Origin of the sequence: Streptomyces sp. NBC_00162, assembly GCF_024611995.1 — a bacterium.
GTDB lineage: Bacteria > Actinomycetota > Actinomycetes > Streptomycetales > Streptomycetaceae > Streptomyces.
In genome coordinates, this window is the sequence record NZ_CP102509.1 from 5,211,842 (window position 1) to 5,235,544 (window position 23,703).

At 69.8% G+C, this 23,703-nt stretch carries 12 protein-coding genes; 10 read left to right on the forward strand and 2 right to left on the reverse strand.

Annotated features, from left to right (window positions below):
• Window positions 1-91: 91 nt before the first annotated feature.
• The 7 genes from JIW86_RS24340 (at window position 92) to JIW86_RS24370 (ending at window position 16,863) form a co-directional block, all read left to right on the forward strand.
• On the forward strand, window positions 92-682 hold the full coding sequence (locus JIW86_RS24340) for a hypothetical protein (RefSeq protein ID WP_257556004.1): 591 nt from the start codon (window positions 92-94) through the stop codon (window positions 680-682).
• On the forward strand, window positions 679-2,187 hold the full coding sequence (locus tag JIW86_RS24345; protein WP_257556006.1) for a serine/threonine-protein kinase: 1,509 nt from the start codon (window positions 679-681) through the stop codon (window positions 2,185-2,187). The genes JIW86_RS24340 and JIW86_RS24345 overlap by 4 nt, the downstream gene beginning before the upstream one ends.
• A gap of 115 nt (window positions 2,188-2,302) precedes the next feature.
• Window positions 2,303-2,647: a hypothetical protein gene (locus JIW86_RS24350; protein WP_215139461.1), complete on the forward strand. Its 345-nt coding sequence runs from the start codon at window positions 2,303-2,305 to the stop codon at window positions 2,645-2,647.
• Window positions 2,644-3,249, forward strand: a complete 606-nt coding sequence (locus JIW86_RS24355) for a BMP family ABC transporter substrate-binding protein (RefSeq protein ID WP_257556008.1) — start codon at window positions 2,644-2,646, stop codon at window positions 3,247-3,249. The genes JIW86_RS24350 and JIW86_RS24355 overlap by 4 nt, the downstream gene beginning before the upstream one ends.
• A 234-nt stretch (window positions 3,250-3,483) precedes the next feature.
• A complete protein-coding gene (locus JIW86_RS24360) occupies window positions 3,484-14,097 on the forward strand; it encodes a LamG-like jellyroll fold domain-containing protein (protein WP_257556010.1) in 10,614 nt (3,537 codons plus the stop codon).
• Complete coding sequence (locus JIW86_RS24365; protein ID WP_257556012.1) at window positions 14,094-14,504, forward strand: hypothetical protein; 411 nt, start codon at window positions 14,094-14,096, stop codon at window positions 14,502-14,504. The genes JIW86_RS24360 and JIW86_RS24365 overlap by 4 nt, the downstream gene beginning before the upstream one ends.
• A 586-nt stretch (window positions 14,505-15,090) precedes the next feature.
• Window positions 15,091-16,863, forward strand: coding sequence for an NlpC/P60 family protein (locus tag JIW86_RS24370; RefSeq protein ID WP_257556014.1), 1,773 nt, complete (start codon window positions 15,091-15,093; stop codon window positions 16,861-16,863).
• On the opposite strand, the gene JIW86_RS24375 is transcribed toward JIW86_RS24370, so the two are convergent.
• Window positions 16,804-19,221, reverse strand: coding sequence for a YfhO family protein (locus JIW86_RS24375; RefSeq protein ID WP_257556016.1), 2,418 nt, complete (start codon window positions 19,219-19,221; stop codon window positions 16,804-16,806). The genes JIW86_RS24370 and JIW86_RS24375 overlap by 60 nt on opposite strands.
• Window positions 19,222-19,396: 175 nt before the next feature.
• On the opposite strand from JIW86_RS24375, the gene JIW86_RS24380 reads away from it, so the two are divergent.
• Both JIW86_RS24380 and JIW86_RS24385 read left to right on the forward strand, forming a co-directional pair.
• Window positions 19,397-20,020, forward strand: coding sequence for a SurA N-terminal domain-containing protein (locus JIW86_RS24380; protein ID WP_215139456.1), 624 nt, complete (start codon window positions 19,397-19,399; stop codon window positions 20,018-20,020).
• A gap of 28 nt (window positions 20,021-20,048) precedes the next feature.
• The gene (locus JIW86_RS24385) at window positions 20,049-21,047 is read left to right on the forward strand and encodes a nucleoside triphosphate pyrophosphohydrolase (protein WP_215139455.1); all 999 of its coding nucleotides are present in this window, start codon (window positions 20,049-20,051) and stop codon (window positions 21,045-21,047) included.
• A gap of 20 nt (window positions 21,048-21,067) precedes the next feature.
• Here JIW86_RS24385 and JIW86_RS24390 read toward each other — a convergent pair whose 3' ends face one another.
• On the reverse strand, window positions 21,068-22,279 hold the full coding sequence (locus JIW86_RS24390) for a globin domain-containing protein (protein ID WP_257556019.1): 1,212 nt from the start codon (window positions 22,277-22,279) through the stop codon (window positions 21,068-21,070).
• 121 nt (window positions 22,280-22,400) lie between these two features.
• On the opposite strand from JIW86_RS24390, the gene JIW86_RS24395 reads away from it, so the two are divergent.
• Window positions 22,401-23,699, forward strand: a complete 1,299-nt coding sequence (locus JIW86_RS24395) for a cytochrome P450 family protein (RefSeq protein WP_416237594.1) — start codon at window positions 22,401-22,403, stop codon at window positions 23,697-23,699.
• Window positions 23,700-23,703: the final 4 nt, after the last annotated feature.

A 23,703-nucleotide genomic window follows, 5' to 3' on the forward strand; every position in this document is an offset into this window, starting at 1 on the left:
CAACGGTTGCGCGCATCCCCTCACTGGCGGCCGGAAACGCTGTATACGCTCAGCCTCGACACTTCGTCGACACGGTCCGTCAGGAGCAGCGATGCACGGCCCCGGCCTCCCGCCGCAGCAAGGCCCCCAGCCCAGTTCCGGGGGCGTGGTGGCGCTGCGCGTGCTGTTCACGCTGCTGTCCGTTCTGAGTTGCGGGTTCCTCGCGTGGGCCACGATGCTGCGGCTCGCGATCGTCACCCGCAAGCCCCGGGACTGGAAGCTGCTGGTCGCGACCGGCGTGGCCGAAATGGTGTGGCTGGCGCTGACCGCCGTCGACCCGACGCCGGACAACAGCGGATGGCAGGGCACCTCGGGGGCCATCGGCACGATCGGTACTGGTGTCGCGGTCGGCGTGTACTTCCTCGTCACCGACATCCGGCACGGGGAGGCGGCCCGACCGGCGCCGCCCGCGCACTGGTACCCGGCGCAGCCCGCCCCGTACGCGCCGCCGCCCCAGGACCAGCAGACCCGGCCCTCCTTCGGGTACCCGAACGCTCCGCAGGTCCCGCAGCAGGCCCCCGCACCCGCGCCCCCGACGCCCCCGCGCATCGGGCAGGTCCGCGCCGAACTCGACGAGCTGAGCGAGCTGTTGCGCAAGCAGCCGCCGCCGACGCCGCCCCACCACGAGGGCACCGGCCGGTGACGGACCGCCTCATCGGAGACCGGTACCAGCTCGCCACGATCCTGGGTCAGGGCGGCATGGGCCAGGTCTGGACGGCGTACGACAAGCGCCTGGACCGCCGCGTCGCCGTCAAACTGCTGCGCCCCGACAAGGTGGCCGGCCCCGGTTCCGTGGCCGAGGAGCTGCGCCTCCGCTTCGTGCGCGAATGCCGGGTCACGGCGCAGGTGGACCACCCCGGGCTGGTCACCGTGCACGACGCGGGCAACGACGGGGACGAGTTGTACCTCGTCATGCAGTACGTCGAGGGCTCCGACCTCGCCGACCACCTCGCCGCGCACGACCCGTACCCGTGGCCGTGGGCGGTCTCGGTGATCGCCCAACTGTGCGCGGTGCTCTCCGCCGTTCACGCGGTGCCGATCGTGCACCGCGACCTCAAGCCGCGCAATGTGATGGTCCGGCCCGACGGGACCGTGCTCGTCCTGGACCTCGGTGTCGCCTCGGTGATGGAGACCGATACCACCCGCCTCACCAGCACCGGTTCGCCGATCGGCAGCCCCGCGTACATGGCGCCCGAGCAGGCCATGGGCGGGGCCGTCGGCCCGCACACCGACCTCTACGCGCTCGGCGTGGTGCTCTACGAGCTGCTGTCCGGCAACGTCCCCTTCGCCGGATCCACCGCGCTCGGGGTGCTCCACCGCCACCTGTATGAACCGCCGGTCCCCGTGCGTCAGTTGCGTCCCGACGTTCCCCGGCAGCTGGAAGCCGTACTCTTGCACCTCCTGGCCAAGGACCCGCAGGACCGGCCCGCCTCCGCGCAGGAGGTGTACGCGGCCCTCGTGCCGCTGCTGCCGCACGCCGGCTCGGGAGCCCCCACCGGCCCGCTCGACCCGACCCGCCCTTTCCTGCGCCCGCAGGCCCCCTGGCCCGACCGCGCCGCCGCGATCCCGCCGATGCCGGCCACTCCGCCCGCACCGGCGCGGCCGGACGTCCCGGCGGCCGTGGAGGAGGCGAAGAAGCTCCTGGACCAGGGCATGCTCACCCGAGCCGTGGACATCCTCGGCGGCATCCTCCCGGCGGCGGCCGAGCAGCACGGCGAACACTCGACGGTGGTCCACTCGCTGCGCAAGCAGTACGCGGCCACGCTGATGGACGACGGCCAGTACCGCCGCGCCATGCCCGAACTGCGGCGATTGTCCGACAAGTTCCCCGCCGGGGACCCGCGGTCCCTGCGCTTCCGATACGACGCGGCCCAGTGCCTGGAACAGCTCGGCGAACCCGCCGCAGCCCTCGCCGAATACCGCTCGCTGCTGCCCCTCTTCGAGAACCACTACGCGAACCCGGACCCGGGCCTCCCCCTGGAGGTCCGTCGCCGCATGGCCCACCTGCTGCTCTCCCTCGGTGACCGCCCGGCGGCCCACGACACCCTGGCCCGCCTCCTTTTCGACGCGGAACGCCTGCACGGTCCCGGCCATCCGTTCCCCGTGGAGGTCCGGCGCACCCTCCATTGGCTGGGCCAGGTGCGCTGACGCCGTCGGCAGTGGCGATCAAGCCCCCGGAATGGTTGCGTCCGCCGTGCGGTGTACCGTACGGCGTCCTGTCTGCATCCGTATTCGTCAACGCGTTCCCGAGAGGTAGCCGATCGTGAAGGACACCGTCGCCATAGAGAGTGCGGACCAGCCGGGGGGAGGGACCGTTCCCGGGCTGCTTCCCAGGGTCCTGCTGGCGGCTGTGCCGGTGCTGAGTCTTGGAGTGCTGGGCGCGGTGCCTTCGCTGGTCATCGCGTGGCGCCGGGGTGCGCGCGCCGACTGGCTGGCCGCCCTCGTCTTCACCTCCGTGACGGTCGGCTGGTGGTTCCAGATCGCGCTCGCGCCGGAGGAGACCCACGGCTGGCAGTTCGGCGCCGACGCCCTGCTGCTGTCCCTCTCCACGGTCGGAGCCGCACTGCACTGCCTGCTCGTCAAGCGGCTGCTGGCGGAGCCCCGATGAAGACTCGACGTACATGGCGAAAGCAGGCCAATCGCCCCGAATCCGGTAGTGGGGCGCTTCTCGGCCGGGTGCTGGCCGGAGCGGCCCGCGCGCTGCGCGGCCGTGCGGGATGGACGGCGGGTGCCTCCGCCGTGCTGGTGCTCGGCCTGGTGGGCGTCTGGCTGTTCGTCGGCAGCGGGCAGGACGGGCCCCCCGACCCGAGGGCGCGCCAGTACAAGGAGTTCGATGCCTGCCTGCTGACGGACGAGAAGGGCATCGTCGCCGGTGCGGCCGCCGCTCCGGTGTGGGAAGGGATGCAGAAGGCCTCGCTGGAGACCCGGGCCCGGGTTACGTACGTCCCGGTCATCGGGGAGCCGTCGGCCGCGAACGCCCGTCCGTTCTTCAACAGCCTGATGCAGCGCAAGTGCGACGTGGTGCTGGCGGTCGGGGCTCCCCAGGTGGAGGTCACGGAAGAGGGGGCGAAGCAGCACAAACAGGCACGCTTCGTCGTGGTCGACGGTTCGGCATCTGCCGGGAATGTCACCGTTGCGAAGTCCGGTGACAGGCTTGAGGAGACCGTGGCGGAAGCGATCAGGCAGGCCGTCGAAGCCTCGGGTGCGTAACGGTCAAGCATCGGTTCCGCGCGTCGGGTAAAGATCACGTAAAACAGCTGATCCTGACTAGCAGTTATGTTCGTCAGTCGGGCAGTCTCGCGAGGCTTTTGTTGGCATCGTGTAAGTAAAGGCTGACCCATGCGTGTTCGTTGGGTCCGTCGCCCTCGCCTCTTCCCCCCGGGTCGTACCGGCAGGCGAAGAGCGAGGGCCACGGCTCTCTCTGTCCTGATTTCCTTCTCCTGCATGCTCACGACCGAGACGGCGGCGGCCAACGGCGCCACGCTGCCGGCGCTGAGCATGCCCGAACTGTCCTTCACCGGCCTGATGGGCTGGGTCAACAAGTCCCCGCTGGACACCCCCGACCAGCAGGGCGGAACCGCCCGCGGCAAGGGCCACCAGGCCTCGGCCGACGCCACCAGCGCCAAGGGCGGCAACGGTCGCAAGCCCGGCAAGGGCAAGGGCGAACTCGAGCCGTACGAGCGGTACACCGATCCGTCCAAAACGGTCACGACCGGAGCGGCCCAGGGCAACGCCCAGAGCTTCGACGCCCGGACCAGCAAGCGGGACGCCAAGAAGTCCACGGCGACGTCGGACCACTACGTCAACGCCGACGGTTCCACCACCGTCCGTCACTTCCCCGGCCGAACCAATTTCAAGGCCGGCGACGGCACCTGGAAGCAGATCGACACCGGGCTGGTCGCGGACACGGACGGCAGGCTCCAGGAGCGGTCCAACTCGCTCGACGTCGAGTTCGCCCCGAACGCCGCCGACCAGCAGCTCGCCTCCGTCGACTTCGGCTCCGGCCGCTCCCTCGCGTACGCGCTGAGCGGTGCCGCGCAGACCCAGCCCACCGTGGCGGCCAACGGCACCGTGACCTACGCGGGCGCGCTGCCCGACACCGATGTGCAGCTGGTGCCGCTCGCCGAGGGCTTCAAGGAGAACCTCGTCCTGCGCTCCGCGAAGGCGACGAACTCCTGGACCTTCCTCCTGGACAGCAAGGGACTGACGCCGCGGATCGCGGCCGACGGCGACGTGGAGTTCACCGACGCCGACGGCAAGGTGACCGCCACCATCCCGCACGCGTTCATGGAGGACTCCAAGATCGATCCGCGCTCCGGCGACGCCGCGCAGTCCCGGGCCGTCGGCTACGAGCTGACCAGCGTGGACGGCAAGCCGGCGCTGCGGATGACCGCGGACCGCGCCTGGCTGGACGCCCCCGAGCGGGTCTACCCGGTGACCGTCGATCCGACCGTCACCGCCAGCAACTCCACGTACACCCAGAACACGATCGGGGGTGACCACTCCACCGAGAACCAGATCAAGGTCGGTTCGTACGACTCCGGCACCAACAAGACGAACTCCTTCCTGCAGTTCTCCTCGCTGGGCACCACGCTCCAGGGGCAGCGGGTCACCGCCGCCACCCTGAACGTGTACGCGCTCTGGTCCTCGACCTGCACCCCGGAGTCGTTCTCGGTCCACCACGTCACGCAGTCCTGGACCCCCTCCGGCGTCACCAGCTACCCGGGTCCGAGCTTCGGCACGGCCATCGGTTCGGCCACGCCCGCGCCGGGCGCGTCCTGCACCAACACCGCCGGCAGCACCGGCGTCGGCGTGAAGATGCCGGTGGCGCTCCAGACCGCCTGGTTCGACCAGGTGGCCCTCGGCGGCGCCAACTACGGCCTCGCCCTGAGCGCGCCGACCAACGACGCGCTGCACTGGAAGAAGTTCCACTCCGACAACTCGGCGACCTCCGCCTGGCGTCCCGCCCTGGACCTGACCTACACGGCCAACACCAAGCCGCAGGTCGACGCCCAGTACCCGCCGGAGAACTTCCAGTCGAACTCGCTGCAGCCCGAGCTGCTCGTCTACGCGAGCGACGCCGACAACTGGCCCGGGGCGCTGTCGTACTCCTTCGAGGTGTACGACGCCGACAGCGGGAGCCAGACCCCCGTCGCCACCTCCGGCCTCACGGCCGAGCGCGCCTGGAAGGTCCCCGCGGGCAAGCTCAGCTGGAGCAAGAACTACGCCTGGTACGTGAGCGTCACCGACGGCTACGACTCGGTGCTGTACTCGGCGAGCCGTTTCTCCACCACGGTGCCGCAGCCACCCGTCACCTCGGGTCTGGCCCAGAACACCAACGGCCATGAGTTCGACCCGTCCGACGGCAACTACACCACCGAGGACACCGACGCCGACGTACCCGTCGTCGGCCCGTCGCTGGAGATCGACCGCTCGTACAACAGCATCGACCCGAGGATCGACAGCGCCTTCGGCGCCGGATGGTCCACGGTCGCCGACATGAAGGCGGCCGAGACCAAGGACGGCGCCGGTACCGTCACCAGCGTTGTGATCACCTACCCGGGTGGCGAGCAGGTCGGCTTCGGCCGCAACAGCGACGGGACCTTCGTGCCCCCGCTGGGCCGCTACGCCCGGCTGGAGACGGTGAGCGGCGGATACAAGCTGACCGACAAGGACTTCACTGCCTACTCCTTCACGCAGGCGACCGGGAAGACCGGCGTCTACGGGATATCCGGCATCGTGGACTTCGCGGGCCGGGCCGAGACGTTCACCTACAACGCGTCCAAGCAGCTGACGAAGATCACCAACACCACGTCCAGCCGTTCGCTGGGGCTGACCTGGGCCACCCCGGCCGGTGCCACCGTCCCGCACGTGGCGACCGTGTTCACCGACCCGTCCACGGCCGGAGACTCGAACACGGCCCAGACCTGGCAGTACAACTACACGGGCGACCAGCTCGCCAAGGTGTGCCCGCCCGCCGACTGGTCCAAGTGCCAGGTCTACACGTACGCCACCGGCAACCACCACCGCACGACGGTGATGGACGCCGACCCGTACGCGTACTGGCGGCTCGGCGAGGCCTCGGGTGCGACGGTCACCAAGGACGCCGTCGACACCAACCAGGGCCAGTACAACGGTCTCTACCGCAACGTGGCCCTGGGCGGCACCAGTCTGCTGGCCGGCTCCACCCAGAAGACGGCCACCTTCAACGGCACCACGTCGTACGTCGAGATGCCGAACGCCCCGGGCGCCACGCCGTCGTACACGACGATCTCGCTGTGGTTCAAGACCACGCAGGCGGGCGGTGTCCTCTTCTACTACGGTGACAAGCCGCTGAGCGTTGCCGACCCGGTCGGCACGACCCAGTTCAACACCCCGGCGCTGTACGTCGGCACCGACGGCAAGCTGCGCGGCTGCCTGGCCACCGGTGTCTGCACCACCACGATCACCTCCGCCGCCTCCGTCAACGACGGCCAGTGGCACCAGGCGACCCTCACCGGTGCGGGCAACACCCAGACCCTCTACCTGGACGGTGCCTCGCAGGGCAGCAAGACCGGTCAGATCAAGGACTGGAACACCCCGTACATCACGCTCGGCGCGGGCGTGAACACCCGTAACTGGCCCGCGATGAACGCGGGCGACCAGCTCGGCCACTTCTCCGGCCAGCTGGCCGAGGCCGCGGTCTACACCGAGCCGCTCACCGCGGACGTCATCGGCGCGCAGTACCAGGCCGCCAAGCGGTCCGCCGGTCTGCTGGAGAAGATCACCACGCCGACCGGCAAGACCCAGGCGTCGGTCTCCTACGGCACCACCGACGATCTGGTCCTGCAGGCCACCGACGGCAACGGCGGCACCTGGAAGCTCAACCCGGCCACCGTCACCGGCTCCTCGCAGGTCTACCGCTCGTCCGTGATGGGCTCCGCCCCCTCCGGCTACTGGCGTCTGGACGACACGCAGGGCGCGGCGCAGGCGGCCAACGAGCTGCACACCGGCTTCGGCACGTACAACACCGTCACGCAGGGTGTGGCGGGACCGTTCGGCACCGGTGATGCCACGGCCGCGCAGTTCAACGGCACCAGCTCCTTCGTGGAGGTCCCGTACGGACCGCTGCACACGAAGGCGGACCGCTCGGTCGAGCTCTGGTTCAAGACCGGCCAGCCCGGCGTGATCATGAGCGACCAGTCCAAGGCCCCGAACGACCCGGCCGGCGTCAGCGGCGACTGGAGCGACCTGCTCTACGTCGGCGCGGACGGCAAGCTGCGCGGCCACTGGTGGAGCAGCACCTGCAACGGCAACGCGAACGTCGCCTCCACGGCGTCCGTCACCGACAACGCCTGGCACCACGCGGTCCTCTCGGCCGCGGGCACCACGCAGACGCTCTACCTCGACGGCGCCAAGCAGGGCACCTGCACCGGCGCGCCGAACGACCAGGCGACGACCCGGACCTTCATCGGCGCCGGCTTCAGCAAGTGGTACAGCTCCCCGGCCGACGTCAGCTTCTTCAACGGCTCCATCGCCGAGGTCGCCGTCCACTCCAAGGGCCTGAGCGAGACCGAGGTCGGTCAGCACTGGTCCGCCTACAAGGCGTCCTCCGGTGTCGCACCGGTGCGTACGGTCACGCTCACCGACCCCAGCAACAAGACGCTGACCTACGTGTACGACGCGGAGCTGGGCAACCGCCTGCTCGCCGCGATCGACACCGAGGGCAAGCGGACGACGTACGGCTACGACACGGGGGGCTTCCTGCACACCGTGACCGACGCCAACGGCAACCGCAGCGTCACCGGCCATGACATCCGCGGCAACGCGGTCTCCCAGACCAGCTGCCAGGACACGGCCGCCAACAAGTGCTCGACCGCGTACTACACCTACTATCCGGACGCGACCACGGCATTCCCGCCGATGGACCTGCGCAACGACCTCCTGCTCACCGAGCGCGACGGCCGTTCCTCGGGCCCCACGGACAACACCTACCTGACCACCCACACCTATGACACGGGCGGCAAGCTCACCTCGGTGACGACCCCGCCGGTGCCCGGTTTCCCGAACGGCCGCACCGCCACCACCACCTACACCACGGCCACCACCCCGGCGGCCGAGGGCGGCACTGCCGTGACTCCGGCCGGCCTGGTGAACCAGGTGACGACGGCAGGAGGCAAGAAGACCTCGTACAGCTACTTCGCCAACGGTGACCTCGCGGAGATCACCGACGCCAACGGCGCCAAGGCGAAGGTCACGTACGACAACCTCGGCCGGCAGCTGACCCGGACCGAGATATCCGACGCGAACCCGGCCGGTCTGGTCACGTCCCAGACGTACGACAAGAACGACCAGGTCGTCACCGAGACGGGCCCCGCGGTCACCAACCGCGTCACCGGCGCGGTGCACCAGGCCAGGACGACCACCGGGTTCGACGCGGACGGTAACATCCTGTCCCAGACGGTCTCCGACGTGACCGGCGGCGACGCGGCGCGTACGACGACCATGACGTACGACCCGTACAACCGGCTGGCCGGCAGGACGGACCCGGGCGGCGACACCACGTCGTTCGAGTACGACGGCTACGGCAACAAGGTCAAGGAGACGGACCCCGCGGGGAACGTCAACACCTACACCTTCGACGGCGAGAACCGCCCGCTCACCACCAACCTGCTGAACCACACCGGCGACCCCAACAACCCGTCGGCGCCGGCCACCCTGGTCCAGGAGTCGCGGGCCTACGACCCGGCCGGCCGCCTCGCGTCGATCACCGACTCGATGGGCTGGGTGACGGCGTACACCTACACCGACGACGGTCTGTCGGCCACCGTGGTCCGCAAGGACCCGCAGACCGGCAAGTCCTTCACCCAGCAGGCCAACACCTACGACGCCGCCGGGAACCTGATCCAGCAGGTGACCAACGACGGCCGGACCACGACCACCTTCGCGGTGGACGCGGCCGACCGCACGACGTCGTCGGTACTCGACCCGGCCGGGCTCGCCCGGACGACGAAGGTCTCCTACGACCCGGACGACAACGTCGTGTCGGAGACGGAGACCGACCCGGCAACGGGTGACGTCAGCACGAAGGACACCCGGCACGACCAGCTCGGCAACGTCACGGGGACCACGGTCCACGACGGGACGACGGCTCCGGTGGCCCGGTACAAGCTGGACGAGACGACGGGTTTCTCCGTCGGCGACTCCTCGGGCGGCAACAACACCGGTACCCACGGCACCGGTGTCCACTGGAACACCGACAGGGGCGGCAGCGCGGTCTTCGACGGCGACGCCAACTCCTACGCGCAGATGTCCGGGCCGGCCGTCAATTCGAGCGGCAGCTTCACCGTCTCCGCCTGGGCCAAGCTGGACGACCTCACCACCGGTCGGACCGTGCTGTCCCAGGACGGCAAGAACATGTACGGCTACGTGCTGTACTACGCGGCCGGCACCGGCTGGGCCTTCGCCCTGCCCAAGGCCGACGCGACGCCGCTGGCCTACGACCGGGCGGTGTCCGCACCGTCCGCGGCGGTCGCCGGAGCCTGGACCCACCTCGTCGGCGTGTACGACGCCCAGGACGCGAAGCTGCGCCTGTACGTCAACGGCACGCTCGCCCAGGAAGTGGCGCACAGCTCCCCGTGGGAGGCGAGCGGTCCCCTGCAGATCGGCCGTCACAAGTACGCGTCGACTTACGACTACCCGTTCAAGGGCGGTATCGACGACGTCCAGGTCTACGGCGAGGCACTGACCGCGACGCAGGTCTCCGCGGTGAAGGGCGGCACGCTCCCGGCCGCGGGCAGCTCCGTCCGTTCCACATCCTGGAGGCTGGACCAGCGCGGTCTGCCGCTGTCGGTGACGGATGCCAATGGCAGCACCACCGACTACGGCTACGACGAGGCGGGGCAGCAGACCACGGTCACCGAGCCGGCCGTCGACGCGGAGCAGAACGGCGGGACCCCGGTCTCCGTCCGGCCCGTGTCGATGACCGGCTACAACACCTTCGGTGAGTCGACCGAGTCGTCCGACCCGCTCGGCAACGTCGTGGTCACCGCGTACGACGCCGAGGGCCAGGAGTCCTCGACGACGTCGCCGAACTACACCGCACCGGGGGCCCCGACCCCGATCACGGCCACGAGCTGGAACGAGTACAACAAGCTCGGCCAGGTCACGGCCGAGGTCAACCCGCTGGGCGCCCGTACCACCTACACGTACACGCAGCTCGGCGACCTGGCCTCGGTCACGGACCCGGGCGGCGGTACGACGAAGTACGTCTACGACACCAACGGCGACCAGCTCTCGGCCACCCGGCCGAACGGCGCCCGTGAGGAGACCACCTGGGACTACATGGAACGTCCGGTCACCAGCACGGACATCGTGCGCCAGCCGACGCAGCGCGCGTTCACGGCGATCAACGAGTACGACGCTCCGGGCGGCAATCTGTCCCGGACCGTGAGCCCGACCGGTGTCGCGCAGTCCTACAAGTACAACAACGTGGGCGAGGTCACCGAGGTCACGGACGCCGCAGGCGGCAAGTCCTCGTTCACCTACGACATGGACGGCCAGGTCCTCACCTCGACGGACCCGGACGGCACCAGCACCAAGAACACGTACGACGGGTTCGGCCAGCTGACCGCCACGAGCGACCTGGACGCGACCGGAACGGTACTGCGCACCAGCAGCTCGGCGTACGACCGTGCGGGTCGTCCGGTGTCGATCACCGACTACCGCGGTCACACCAGCACGTTCACGAACGATGCGAGCGGCCTGATCACCAAGGTGGTCCAGCCGGTCTCCGCGACCGAGTCGATCACCACGACCTTCGGCTACGACGCGGCGGGCAACCGGACGCGTTTCACCGACGGGCGGGGCAATCCGTTCCTGACGACGTACAACACGTGGGGCATGCCGGAATCGGTCATCGAGCCGTCGACCCCGGCCCACCCGAACGCGGCGGACCGCACCTTCACCACGGTGTACGACGGCGCGGGACGGCCCAAGGAGCAGCGCTCCCCGGGTGGTGTGGTCCTCACCAATGAGTTCGACGTCAAGGGCCGGCTGACCACACAGTCCGGTACGGGTGCGGAAGCCGCCACGGTCTCCCACACCTACGACTACGACGCCGACGACCGGGTCACGGCCGTCGCGGGCTCCGGCGAGGACAAGAACACCTTCGCCTACGACGACCGCGGTCTGCTTCTGTCCACGTCCGGGCCCTCGGGTGCCTCGTCCTTCGCCTGGAACGGCGACGGGGCGATGACCTCCAGGACGGACGCGTCCGGCACGTCGGCCTTCGGGTACGACACCGCCGGCCGGCTGAAGACGGTCAACGACGGTGCCACCGGCACCACGCTGACCTACGGCTACAACGTCAACAGCAACGTCACGTCGATCGACTACGGCGCGGGCAAGGCCAAGCGCGCGTACACGTACGACTCCCTGCAGCGGGTCACGAACGACAAGCTGACCTCGCCCTCGGGCGCGCAGCTGTCGTCCATCACCTACGGCTGGGACGAGAACGGCAACGAGACGTCGAAGACGACGTCCGGTCTCGCGGGTTCGTCCGCGAACACGTACGCGTACGACTGGGCGAACCGTCTGTCGTCCTGGAACAACGGGACCACGACGGAGGCCTACGGCTACGACGCGTCGGGCAACCGGACGCGCGTCGGCGGCGACACGTACACGTACGACGCCCGCAACCGGCTCACGTCGGACGGGCACAGTTCGTACGCGTACACGGCGCGCGGCACCATGAATTCGGTCACGGCCGAGGGTGGCCAGACGACCTCGATCAAGGCCGACGCCTTCAACCGTGTGATCAACGAGGGCGACCGTACCTATGCGTACGACGGCCTCGACCGTGTGCTGAGTGCGAGCGACCCGACCTCGGGTCCGCTGTACTCGTTCCAGTACAGCGGGGCCGGCAACGACGTGGCCTCGGACGGCATGACGTCGTACAGCCGTGACGCGGACGGTTCGCTGCTCGGCGTGAAGACGGGTGTGTCGGCGGTGCTGGCACTGACGGATCTGCACGACGACGTGGTGGGGCAGTTCACCGCCGCGGGCGAGGCACTGACCGGTTCGACGACGTACTCGCCGTTCGGAAAGGTCGCGGCGTCTCAGGGCATGGTCGGCCAGCTGGGCTACCAGTCGGGCTGGACCGACCCGGAGACGGACAAGGTCAACATGGCCTCGCGCTGGTACTCGCCGCAGACGGGCCAGTTCAACAGCCGTGACACGGTCGCCCAGAGCCCGCTGCCGGCCTCGGTGAACGCGAACCGCTACGCGTACGCGAACGGCAACCCGATGACGGGTGTCGACCCGACGGGTCACTGGTTCGAGTGGGCGAAGAAGGCCGTCAAGAAGGTCGCGGCGAAGGTCACCCAGACCGTCTCGACGGCCTGGCACGCGACCGTCTCGACCGTCCAGCACGTAGCCACGGTGGTCAAGCAGGCCGCGAAGCAGGTCAAGCAGGCCGTCAAGAAGGTCGTGTACAGGACGTACCGAGCGGTCAAGAAGACCGTGCGATATGTCCATGACAGCGTCAAGAAGGTCAAGAGATACGTCAAACGCACCTATAAGCGGGTCAAGCACTACGCCCACAAGGTCGTCAAGCACGTAAAGAAGCAGGTCCGGAAGGTCGCCAAGGCCGTCAAGCACGTGGCGAAGAAGGTGGTGAAGGCAGCCAAGAAGGTCGGCACAGCCGTCAAGAAGGCAGCCAAGGCCACAGCCAACTTCGTCAAGCAACACGCCTCGACCATCGCTTCGGTGGCGGTCGGTGTCGCGGTCTTCGCGGGCTGCACCGCCATCACGGCGGGCGTCGGCGCGATCGGGTGCGCGGCCCTCGCGGGCGCGGCGGCCAACGGCGTCGGCTACATGATGAGCGACGGCCCGAAGACGCTGGGCGGCTTCGCCATGGCGGTCGGTGTCGGTGCTCTGACCGGTGCGCTCGGCGGCGCGGCCGGTGGTCTCGCTTCCGGCGCGGTGGGCCGTCTGCTCGCCGGTGTCGGCGGCAAGGCGCTCCAGGGCGCGGCGATGGGCGCCGCGGGCGGCGCTGCGGAAGGCGCGGTCGGCTACGGAATCTCCTGCGTCAACAGCAAGGAGGGCTGCAGCGTCGGCGGCGCGGCCACGGCCACGGCCGTGGGCGCGGCGACCGGTGGTGTCTTCGGTGCGGCGGCGGGCAGGTTCGGCCCGAAGTCGAAGCAGCAGCGGAACTCTGACGGCCCGTCCAGCTGCGCTGTTCCTGGCACTCCGCACAGCTTCACCGGCATGACGGGTGTCCTGCTGGCCAACGGCACGTCCAAGCCGATCTCCGAGGTGAAGGTAGGGGACTACGTCCTGACGGCCGAGCCGGGCAAGAAGGAGAAGGAGAAGCACCGGGTCAAGGAGGTGATCGTCACCAAGACCGACCGTGACTACGTCGACGTCGTCGTTGCCACGAAGGACGGTCCGAAGACGATCCAGACCACCAAGCACCACCAGTTCTACGAGACCACTCAGAACGCCTGGACCCAGGCCGGCGACCTCAAGGCGGGCCAGAAGCTCCAGAACGGCGATGGTGCACCGACGGCCATCGTCGAGGTCAAGTCGTACACGGCCGAGCACATCACCTACGACCTGAGCGTCGAAGACCTGCACACGTACTATGTGCTGGCAGGCGCCACGCCGGTCCTGGTTCACAATTGCGGCGGTAGCACGGCGGGCCACTCAACTGCCTGTGCTTGCGCGGCCGGTGCGCAGCCAAGGCTCGCCAACGGGCAGATGGGACCAAGCCTCAATCCACGACCTGCGCGTCCGGCATCCACTCACGGTAATTCTCGTAATAGCACTGCAACGAACTACCTTTACGTCCTGGAAGCCGCTGACGACACATATCTCAAGGTAGGGATTACGGATAATCCGGCCGGCCGCTATTCGGATAGAGCGATGGCGACGATGGGGGCGGACCGGATGAGGATCCTGACCAGTGGCTCTCGGAAGGCTATGCTGGCAATCGAACGCCACATAGAGGAGCGTTGGCCCGGTCCGTTGAACAAGGTGTCCTGGCGCGGAAGAATGAGACTGGATGTTTTGCCATGATGGATATTTCGGAGTCACCCGCCCTGGCGATCAAGTCTGTCGTCGGGGGAGGATTCGAGGATAAATCTTGGACTTCTGCCATCAGTCACCTCCAAGTGCAGCTCAGGGGAAGCCGGAGCGTCAATGAAGATCCATTCGGATTGACGGTGACGTTTTTTGTCCCCGGGGAGGTGTACGGGCCGAAATTCTCCGGAATCCGGATCGGCACATTCCTTGAGGAGTTTCGGACACTTGTTGTTCAGGTGGCGCTTCCGGAGCATCCTGAAGGCGATGCGCGATCAGAAGCGCTCGACCTCCTGGATGAGGCAATCCGTAAAGCGGAGGCATGGGGAAAGCGCAAGAAATTCCTCTCCGGTCAATTGCAGGAAGTGAGAGAGGTTGCAGCATCTCTGCGAGTGCAGAATTAGGTGCGAACCTGGATCTACGCTCGACCCTGTGCAGGGTCGTTGACGCCAGGGCTTCTTTCAGAGCCATCCCGGTGAATTCTCTGGGCTGTCTCTTGTTGTGAGAGAAGTGGTAGAAGTGGCGCCAGAGCCCTCATCGGCCAGTAAGGTTGATGAGGGCTCTGCGTCGTTTGATCGGTGTACTGGTCGCTCTTCGGACAGATGCGTTAGCAGAGCTGAATCCCGCTTTCGCAACACTGGGCGGGTGCGAGCGCTTCGCGGCGCCGAGCCCTTCAGAACGCCCCGCCGCAGTTTTCTGCGGCGGGGCGTTTTCATGTCCGGCGCTTCCTGACTGAGCGGCAGAATCACGACTCCGTATCGCTTCCGGGGTGGCGCGCTCTAAACCTGGCGGGGCCCACCTGAGGGTGCGTGGCGCACGTACGTTCGATCGCGTGCTGAATTGCCGATGGGCGGGAGCGGTGAAGATCACGACCTGCGGCTGGATGCGGTCATTTGCGAATATTTGGGCTCACTAGCCTTTTGGTTCGCGATATGGCGCACCGGTGGGGGCGACGTCTGCTGTGACATGCGCCCATCGGATGATGGCTGCATGTCACATACTTCCCGTCGCAATGTCCTTGCCGTTTTCGCCTCTGCGGCCGCCACGGTCCCACTCGGCGCCATGACCGCCTCGGCCTCGCCCAGATCCTCGGCGCCTGCCGTCGCCAGACCCGCGATGTCCGTGCTCGCCGCCGCCGCGGTCCCCGCGTCGCTCACGTCGCCGCGGTCCTCCGTCACCATCGGCACGCTGGACCCCGCCTATTTCATGCAGGTTTCCCTCGGCTCCCTCACCACGAGCGTGGTGCCGGGTACGCCGGAGCGACTGACGGTCAGCGCCGGCACCAAGCAGGTGGCGGTCCTGACCAAGGGTGCGCGCACCGTTGTTCTGACCGGTCCCGAGCGCACCTTCACCGAGAACAAGAAGTCCTTCGTGGACGACTTCCAGCGCACCCTCCCGGACCTGGCGCTGCCGGTCGCGGACCGGAAGTACTGGGGGACTTCCCCGGGCGGCGGCAGCTGGTCCACGCTGGGGCCCGCCGACACCGACTATTCGGTGGTCCCGGGCAGCGCGACCCTCGCGCTCACCACCGACTACGCGAGCCGCCACGCCACCCTCCGGGACGACGAGATCAGCGACGTCGACGTCCGCGCGGTGGCGAAGTTCGACAAGGTGCCCACCGGCCAGGCCTGCTCGTACGCGCTGTCCTTCGGCTATCAGGACACCCACAACAACTACCGGGCCAGGCTGTCCTTCCTGACCTCGGGCACGGTCGAGCTGCGCGTGGAGAAGGAGGTCGCCGACACGGTCACCCAGCTGACCACGGCCACCACTCTCGCCACCGGGGTGCCGGCTGGCGCCAACTGGACGATCCGCGTGCTCCGCGAGGGCGCCCGGATCCGGGTCAAGGCCTGGCGTACGGACACCGCCGAGCCGTCGGCCTGGGCCGTGGACGTGTCGGACTCCACCTTCGCCAAGGGGCGGGTTGGCCTGCGCGCACTGGCCAACCAGGGCTGCACGAACCTGCCGGTCAAGCTGGTGGTGAGCCGCTTCCAGGTGGACGCCGCGACCTGGCAGCAGCCGCCGGCCGTCACCCACGACACCTGGGTACGGGTCCTGCCCGAGCCGTTCGACGGGACCTGGACCTCGGCCCTGGAACAGACCATCCGCGGCTGGGCCGGATCCCCGGCCCCCGACGTCCTGGCCCACGCGGCCATGTTCCTCGCGGGGGCGCCGGCCGTGACGACCGTGGCGGCCCCGGCCACGGGCAAGCAGGTCATGGGTGAGGCCGGATACGGCTATCTGGACCCGCAGGGCTACCGCTACGAGGGCGCGGACTTCCACGAGTACATGAACCTCGGCTGGACCTTCCCCGACGGCACCTACACCGGCCCGTCCAGCAAGCAGGTCGGCAACCTCGACTGCTCGGGCTACACGCGCATGGTCTACGGCTTCCACATGGGGATCCCCGTCGCCGCCGGCGAGGACACCTCCAAGACCCGCATCCCGCGCAAGTCCCGCGACATGGTGGACTACGCCCCCGGCACCCGGATCGACCAGACGGACGGGACGAACCCGCCCGCCGCACAGCAGCTCCAGCCCGGCGACCTGCTCCTGTTCAACGCCGACTCGGGCGACGACACGGTGACCGTCACCGTCGACCACGTCGGCATCTACCTCGGCCTGGACGCCGCCGGCAAGCGCCGCTTCCTCTCCAGCCGCAAGACCGGCAACGGACCGACCATGTCCGACCTGGGCGGCGCCTCACTCCTCGACGGCACCGGCACCTACGCGAAGAAGCTGCACACCGTGCACCGCATCTGATGTCCGACGGGTTCGCAAGCGCCAGATTCGGATTCGGATAGGAACAGCCAGAAGCACCAGGAGGGCCGCGCCCGCGACCGCCGTGCCCGGCAGCAGGCCCGGGGGGCGGAAGGTGCAGGTCACCGTGAGGGTGCGGCCGTCCAGGGGGAGTGCCACCAGGCCAAGGTGGGCCGAGGCGGGGCGGTCGTTGCAGGTCCAGCCGGCGATGGCGGGCACCGAGACGACCGCCGTGCCGGTGCTGCCCGGCGGGAGCACCGCGCGGAGCTCCGAGGAGCCGACCGTGACCGAGGTGGCGGCCGTGGCCCGCAGCCGGGCAACGGCCGTGTCCAGGCGGCCGCGGTCCAGACAGGACAGCGTCCACCGGGCGGGCGCGGCCTGGTCGAAGACCAGCGGGGAGGAGTCGCCCCGGGAGACGCCCATCGGCTGGACGGCCGCCCGGTTGCGCGGGGCGTTGCCGTTCAGCCGGAAGGCCGGGCCGTCGGCCAGGCGGGCCGTCGCGTTGTACTCCGGCGCCCACAGGTAGGCCTCCGTGCCCGGGCGGCAGACCCCCGGCGCGAGCGGGTCCTCGTACACCCGTGCGCCCAGCAGCAGTTCCTGGTTGGCGAAGGGCGAATCGCCGTACGAGACGGGCGCGCCCGGCGGGCGGGTCGTCACCAGCGGCGGGACCTCGGCGCGGCGGACCGTGCCGTCCGGCTGGAGGCGCGCGCCGACCGCGAAGACCGCGTCCGTCACCGGGCTGTCGATGCTCTGGACGTTGCGCCCGCGCGAGGTCCAGCCGGCCCCGAGGGCGACCATCGTGCGCGTGAACACGTCCGGGGTGTGGCTGCTGTAGTACGAGCCGCCCTCCCCGCCCAGCAGCAGCGGGTCGTTGCCCGTCAGGGCCGGCCGGCTCGGGTCGGTGCGGTACGCCGGCCAGCCCTCGGCGCCCGCCACCGCCCCGGCGCGCGCGGTGTGCGCACGCCCCCAGGACGGGTAGTCGTCGAGGCCGCCCAGCTTGCCCTTGTGGCCGTACGCGGTCGTGGCGGCCGCCTGTCCGACGAGGACGGCCGCCAGCAGCGCGGCCGCCGGGAACGCCAGACGGCGGTGGCGCAGCGCCCACCAGGCCGCGGCCGCCAGCGCCAGCCCGCCGCAGAAGAGCACGTACCCCCAGGTCGTCACCAGCGTGCTCCCGCTCGCCCACAGGGCCGCGGCCGCCAGCAGGCCCGCCCCCGCCGCCAGCGCGCGCGGCCCCGGAAGCCCCGCCGACAGCCCCGCCCAGGCGGCGATCACGGCGATCCCGGCCAGTACGAAGGTCTGCCGGTACGGGCTTCCGTTCGGGGTCGCGAACAGATGCCAGGCCAGGTGGGTCGGAGCCCACTGGAGGGAGAGCACCACGGCCGCCGTCAGCCCAGCCCACGCCAGCCGGGTGCGCACGGGCACCGCCCGGTGGAAGGGCAGCGCGGCCACCAGCAGCAGCGTGCCGGTGCCCACGAAGACGGCGGGGGAGGAGAAGGAGTACGTCGCCGGAAGCAGCCGCGCGAAGAGGTCCGCCCAGGACACCGGCCGGAACTCCTTGACCCAGCCCGGGTACGCCTGCCCGGAGCTGATGAAGAGGGGCGCCAGGACCGGAGCCGCGAGCGCGATCCCCAGCACGGTCGTCCCGGCCGCCCGGCCGATCACGGCCAGCCCGGCTCGCGCGCCCTCCCGGGTCAGCACCACCCGTACCAGCAGCACCAGCGCCGCGCCGAGGGTCGCCATGTAGGCGGTGTAGAAGTTCGCCGTCCAGCAGACGGCCACGATCAGCGCGGCGGCCGCGAGCCGGCGCCCGCGCAGCGCCCATTCACCGGTCAGGCACAGCAGGGGGAAGGCGATCAGCCCGTCCAGCCACATCGGGTTGTAGGAGGCCTCGATCACCGACCAGCCGCACAGCGCGTACGAGGCCCCGAGCAGCCCCGCCGCCCACCAGGCCCCCCGGCGCTGCGTGCGCAGCAGCCAGGTCATGGCCGCCGCGGCGGCCGCCGTCTTGAGCACCGTGACCACGTACACCGCGAGGTCCATGTCCGCGCGCGGGAACAGCCCGACCAGCACCGCGAAGGGGCTGGCCAGATAGGTGCCCAGGTCCGGCAGGAAGCTCGTGCCGTATCCGGACTGCCAGTTGAACAGCAGCCCGCCCTCTGCACGGCCGTGCAGAAGGTCCCACAGGTGCGCGTGGAAGGGGACGAACTGGTTGCCGAGGTCGTTGATGCTGCGGTGGCGCGGGCCGTACGGGAAGACGCGGGCGACGGCGTCCCCGGCACACACGGCCACCACCGTGAGCAGGGCGGCGAGCGCGGAGCCGGCCAGGCTCAGGCGTCGCGGCGAGCGGTGCGGTGTCGACATGGTGCGCCGACCTTGGCACCACCGGGGGACGGCAGGATGGCCACGGAGTGAACGCACACCTCAACACCACGGGAATCGTTGGTCGAACCGGTGGCTCGGACCACCCTGACTGCATAACATCGATCACCGCAAGGCTTGTGCACCGACGCACAATCTCCCGGCCCTGGAGGCTCCTTTGCACCGTCGCACTGCGCTCTCCGTCTCCACCGCCCTGCTCCTGGCGGCCCCCCTGCTGTCCGCCTGCTCGGGGCAGGCGCGCCCCGGTACCGCAGCCGTCGTCGGCGGTGAACGGATCACCACCTCCGCCCTCCAGGCCGAGGTGAACGATGTGCGCGCCGCCCAGAACCGCACCGGGCAGGCCGCGGCCGAGCTCATCGCGAGCACCCCCAACCTGGAGCGCCAGAAGCTCGACTCGATGCTCCAGAGCCACATCATCGACAAGATGGCCAAGACCGCCGGGATCTCCGTATCCGCCAAGGAGATCGAGGACGAGCGCCAGGCGTACGTCGAGGAGAATAAGGGGGCCGAGCAGTTCGAGGCACTGCTGCTGCAGAAGGGCGCCATGGCTCCCGGCCAGGTCGACCGCTTCCTCCGGGACCGGGTGCTGCTGACCAAGCTGACCGCCAAGTACGGCAACGGGAAGCTGGAGGAGCCCGCCAGGACCGCCGCGAAGGCCCTGCACATCGAGGTCAATCCGCGCTACGGCTCCTTCGACGTCCAGCAGATCAAGCTCGGCGTCGGGGAGACCCCCTGGATCGTCCAGCGGACCCGGCCCGAGCAGGCACCCGCCGGAGCCTGACCGACCCGACCGGAGGTAGGTTCGGAGGGTGACCGACCACGACCCCTCCGAATCCACCACGGCCGAGCCCACCGGCCGCATCGTCCTGCTGACCACCAGCCACCGGGTCGCCCCCGGCGTGCTGTCCTGGCCCGCCTGGCAGACCCTGCACGCCGCGGACCGGGTGCTCTGCGCCGACCCGGGCCACCCGCAGCTCCCGTACCTGCGGGAAGCGGGCGTCGAGGTCGTTCACGAGAGTCCGGACGCGCAGGCGCTGGTCGAGGCCTGCGCCGGGGGCGGCACGGCCGTGGTGCTCCTGAGCGGCGAGGGCGATCAGCGGCTCACCGACGGGCTGGCCCGCCTCGCCGGCTCGGGCCGGGTCGCGATGCCCGACCTGGAACTGCTGCCCGGCTCGTACGACCTGCCGGGCGCCCGCCTGCTCGACCTGGTCCAGGTGATGGACCGGGTCCGGCGCGAGTGCCCGTGGACCTCCCGGCAGACCCACCGGGGCCTGGCCAAGTACGCGATCGAGGAGGCGTACGAACTGGTCGAGGCCATCGAGGACGGGAACCGGGAAGAGCTGCGCGAGGAGCTCGGGGACGTCCTGCTCCAGGTGGTGTTCCACGCCCGGATCGCGGAGGACTTCGAAGAGCCGGACGAGGCGTTCTCCATCGACGACGTGGCCGGGACCCTCGTGGAGAAGCTGATCCACCGGCACCCGCACGTCTTCGGCGAGGAGAAGGCCGAGACCCCGGAGGACGTCAGCGCGCACTGGCAGCGCACGAAGGCGGCCGAGAAGCGCCGGGAGTCCGTCACGGAGGGGATTCCGCTGGGCCAGCCGGGGCTCGCGCTCGCGGCCAAGCTCGCCGGGCGGGTCCGTTCGGGCGGTCTGGCCGTGGAGCTGCCCCGCGGCGAGGGCATCGGGTACGAGCTGCTGGAGCTGGCGGCGCGCGCCGAGGCGGCGGGGATCGACCCCGAGACCGCACTGCGCGCGGCGGCCCGCGTCTACCGGGACGCGATCCGGGCCGCCGAGGGCGTCGGCGAGTAGCCCCCGGCAACTAGCCGTATCTAGAAGTCCCTCGGCGAGCGGCCGGAGGGGTTGTGCCAGTGCGGTGACGGGCGGTTCAGGAACCACTCCCCGAAGCCGAGCGGACGGCCGTTCACGCCGTGGTCCTCGGCGGCGGCGGGTATGGAGTCGTAGAAGATCCGGCCGGGGCGGGCGCCCAGCTCCTCCAGGAGGAAGGCGGTCCGCTCGATGAAATGCGGCGGTCCGCTGAGGTAGACGTCCTGGTCGGGCCACAGGCCCCGGTTGCTGAGCGCGGTGGCCAGCCGGTCGGTGGCCTGGTTGCGGTGCTGCCCGGGCGCGGGCGTGATGTAGGTGACACCGAGCCAGCCGCAGGCGGCGGCGTACTCGTCGATGAGCGGGCGGTCGTAGAGGTACGAGGCGTCCCGCGCGACCACGAAGAGCCGTACGTCCTGATCGGGAGGGTGCTCGGCGAGGTCCTCCAGCATGGCCCGGACCGGCGCCCAGCCGGTCCCGGCGGCGATCAGGCTGGCCGGGCGGTCCGCGCGGCGGAAGGTCAGCTGCCCGCCCGCGGCGCCGAGCCGCAGCGTGTCGCCCGGCTGTACGTCGCGCACGAGGGCGGTGCTGAGCCGCCCCCGCTCGATCCGGCTGACGTGCAGGTCCAGGGTGCCGTCGGGGCGGGGGGCGTTGCCGATGGAGTACGTGCGCCAGGTCGTCGGGACCCGCTCGCTGCTCACGCTCGTGTACTGGCCGGGCAGATAGGGGAAGGGGGCGTGCGGCTTCAGGGTCAGCACGCCGATGTCCTCCCCGTACTGGAGGTGGCGCACGACCTCCGCGTCCCACCACGGCGGGTCGTCACTCGCGGCGGCGCCGGCCGTCATCGCGTCGGCGATCACCTGGTACGCCTCGGCCCAGGCCTTCTCCACCTGCGGGGTCCAGGCCTCGCCGGAGGTCTCGGCGAGGGCGGCGAGCAGGCTGGCGCCCACGGCCGCGTAGTGCTCGGGCCCGGCCCGGAACTTGCGGTGGTCGCGGCCCAGGTCGCGGAGATAGGGGACGAGGCTCTCGTTCTCCAGATGGGCGATCACATGGGTGAGCGCGGCGAAGAGCCGGTCCCGCTGCCGTTCCATGTCCTCGAAGGAGGCCGGGAAGAGCTCACGGACTCCGGGGTTGTGCCAAAAGAGGTGGGAGTAGAAGAACTTGACCGCGTGCTCGGCCCGTCTCTCCACCACCGCGAAGCTGCTTTTCAAGATCCTCACATCCACAGAACCGAAGGTAGGAGTGCCGGGCGAGGTGAGGTCAAGCGACGGCGGATCTGCGGACAGCCGCGACGAAGCACCCATATGGGATCGGGGCCGGGAGCCGGGATACGGTCATCGGGTGCACGAGCAGACCCCCGCAACCCCCGCCGACACCCCCGCCGACACCCCTTCGGCCTCCCCTTCCCGACAGGGGCCGACCCTGTTCGACTGGGAGTTCGCGACCGATCCCTATCCGGCCTACGCCTGGCTGCGCGAGCACTCCCCGGTGCACCGCACCAAGCTCCCCAGCGGGGTCGAGGCCTGGCTGGTCACCCGGTACGCCGACGCCCGCCAGGCCCTTGCCGACCAGCGGCTCAGCAAGAATCCGGCGCACCACGCGGAGCCCGCGCACGCCAAGGGCAAGACCGGGATCCCGGGGGAGCGCAAGGCGGAGCTGATGACGCACCTGCTCAACATCGACCCGCCGGACCACACCCGGCTGCGGCGGCTGGTGTCGAAGGCGTTCACCCCGCGCAGGGTCGCCGAGTTCACCCCGCGCGTGCAGGAGCTCACCGACCACCTCATCGACCGGTTCGCTGAGAAGGGGGAGGCGGATCTCATCCACGAGTTCGCCTTCCCGCTCCCCATCTACGCCATCTGCGAGATGCTCGGGGTACCGCGCGAGGACCAGGACGACTTCCGGGACTGGGCCGGGATGATGATCCGCCACGGCGGCGGTCCGCGCGGCGGGGTCGCCCGGTCGGTGAAGCAGATGCGCACCTATCTCGGTGAACTCATCCACCGCAAAAGGGATGATCTGGGCAATGACCTCATCTCCGACCTGATTCGGGCGAGCGACCACGGTGACCACCTGACGGAGGCCGAGGCCACCGCCATGGCTTTCATCCTGCTTTTCGCCGGTTTCGAAACCACCGTGAACCTCATCGGCAACGGGGTCCACTCCCTCTTCATGAACCCCGGCGAGCGCGAGCGACTCCAGTCCTCCCTCGCGGCCGGCGAGCGCGGCCTGCTGGAGACCGGCGTCGAGGAACTGCTCCGCTACGACGGCCCCGTGGAGCTGGCCACCTGGCGGTTCGCCACCGAGCCGCTGACCCTCGGCGGGCAGTCGGTCGCGGCCGGGGACCCGGTCCTGGTCGTCCTCGCCGCCGCCGACCGCGACCCCGCGCGGTTCGCCGAGCCGGACACCCTCGACCTCTCCCGCACCGACAATCAGCACCTCGGATACGGGCACGGCATCCACTACTGCCTGGGTGCTCCGCTCGCACGACTTGAAGGACAGACGGCGCTTGCGACTTTGCTCACGCGTCTGCCAGATCTGGAACTCGCCGTTCCGCCCGAGGAGCTGCGCTGGCGCGGCGGACTGATCATGCGTGGCCTGCGCACCCTTCCCGTGCGCTTTACTCCCCGAAACATCTGAAGGG

Bases quoted from the DNA above. Each gene is read 5' to 3' on its own strand.
- JIW86_RS24375 (WP_257556016.1), bottom strand. From the start codon at position 19,221: ATGTCGACACCGCACCGCTCGCCGCGACGCCTGAGCCTGGCCGGCTCC.
- JIW86_RS24360 (WP_257556010.1), top strand. From the start codon at position 3,484: ATGCTCACGACCGAGACGGCGGCGGCCAACGGCGCCACGCTGCCGGCG.
- JIW86_RS24365 (WP_257556012.1), top strand. From the start codon at position 14,094: ATGATGGATATTTCGGAGTCACCCGCCCTGGCGATCAAGTCTGTCGTC.
- JIW86_RS24370 (WP_257556014.1), top strand. From the start codon at position 15,091: ATGTCACATACTTCCCGTCGCAATGTCCTTGCCGTTTTCGCCTCTGCG.
- JIW86_RS24340 (WP_257556004.1), top strand. From the start codon at position 92: ATGCACGGCCCCGGCCTCCCGCCGCAGCAAGGCCCCCAGCCCAGTTCC.
- JIW86_RS24355 (WP_257556008.1), top strand. From the start codon at position 2,644: ATGAAGACTCGACGTACATGGCGAAAGCAGGCCAATCGCCCCGAATCC.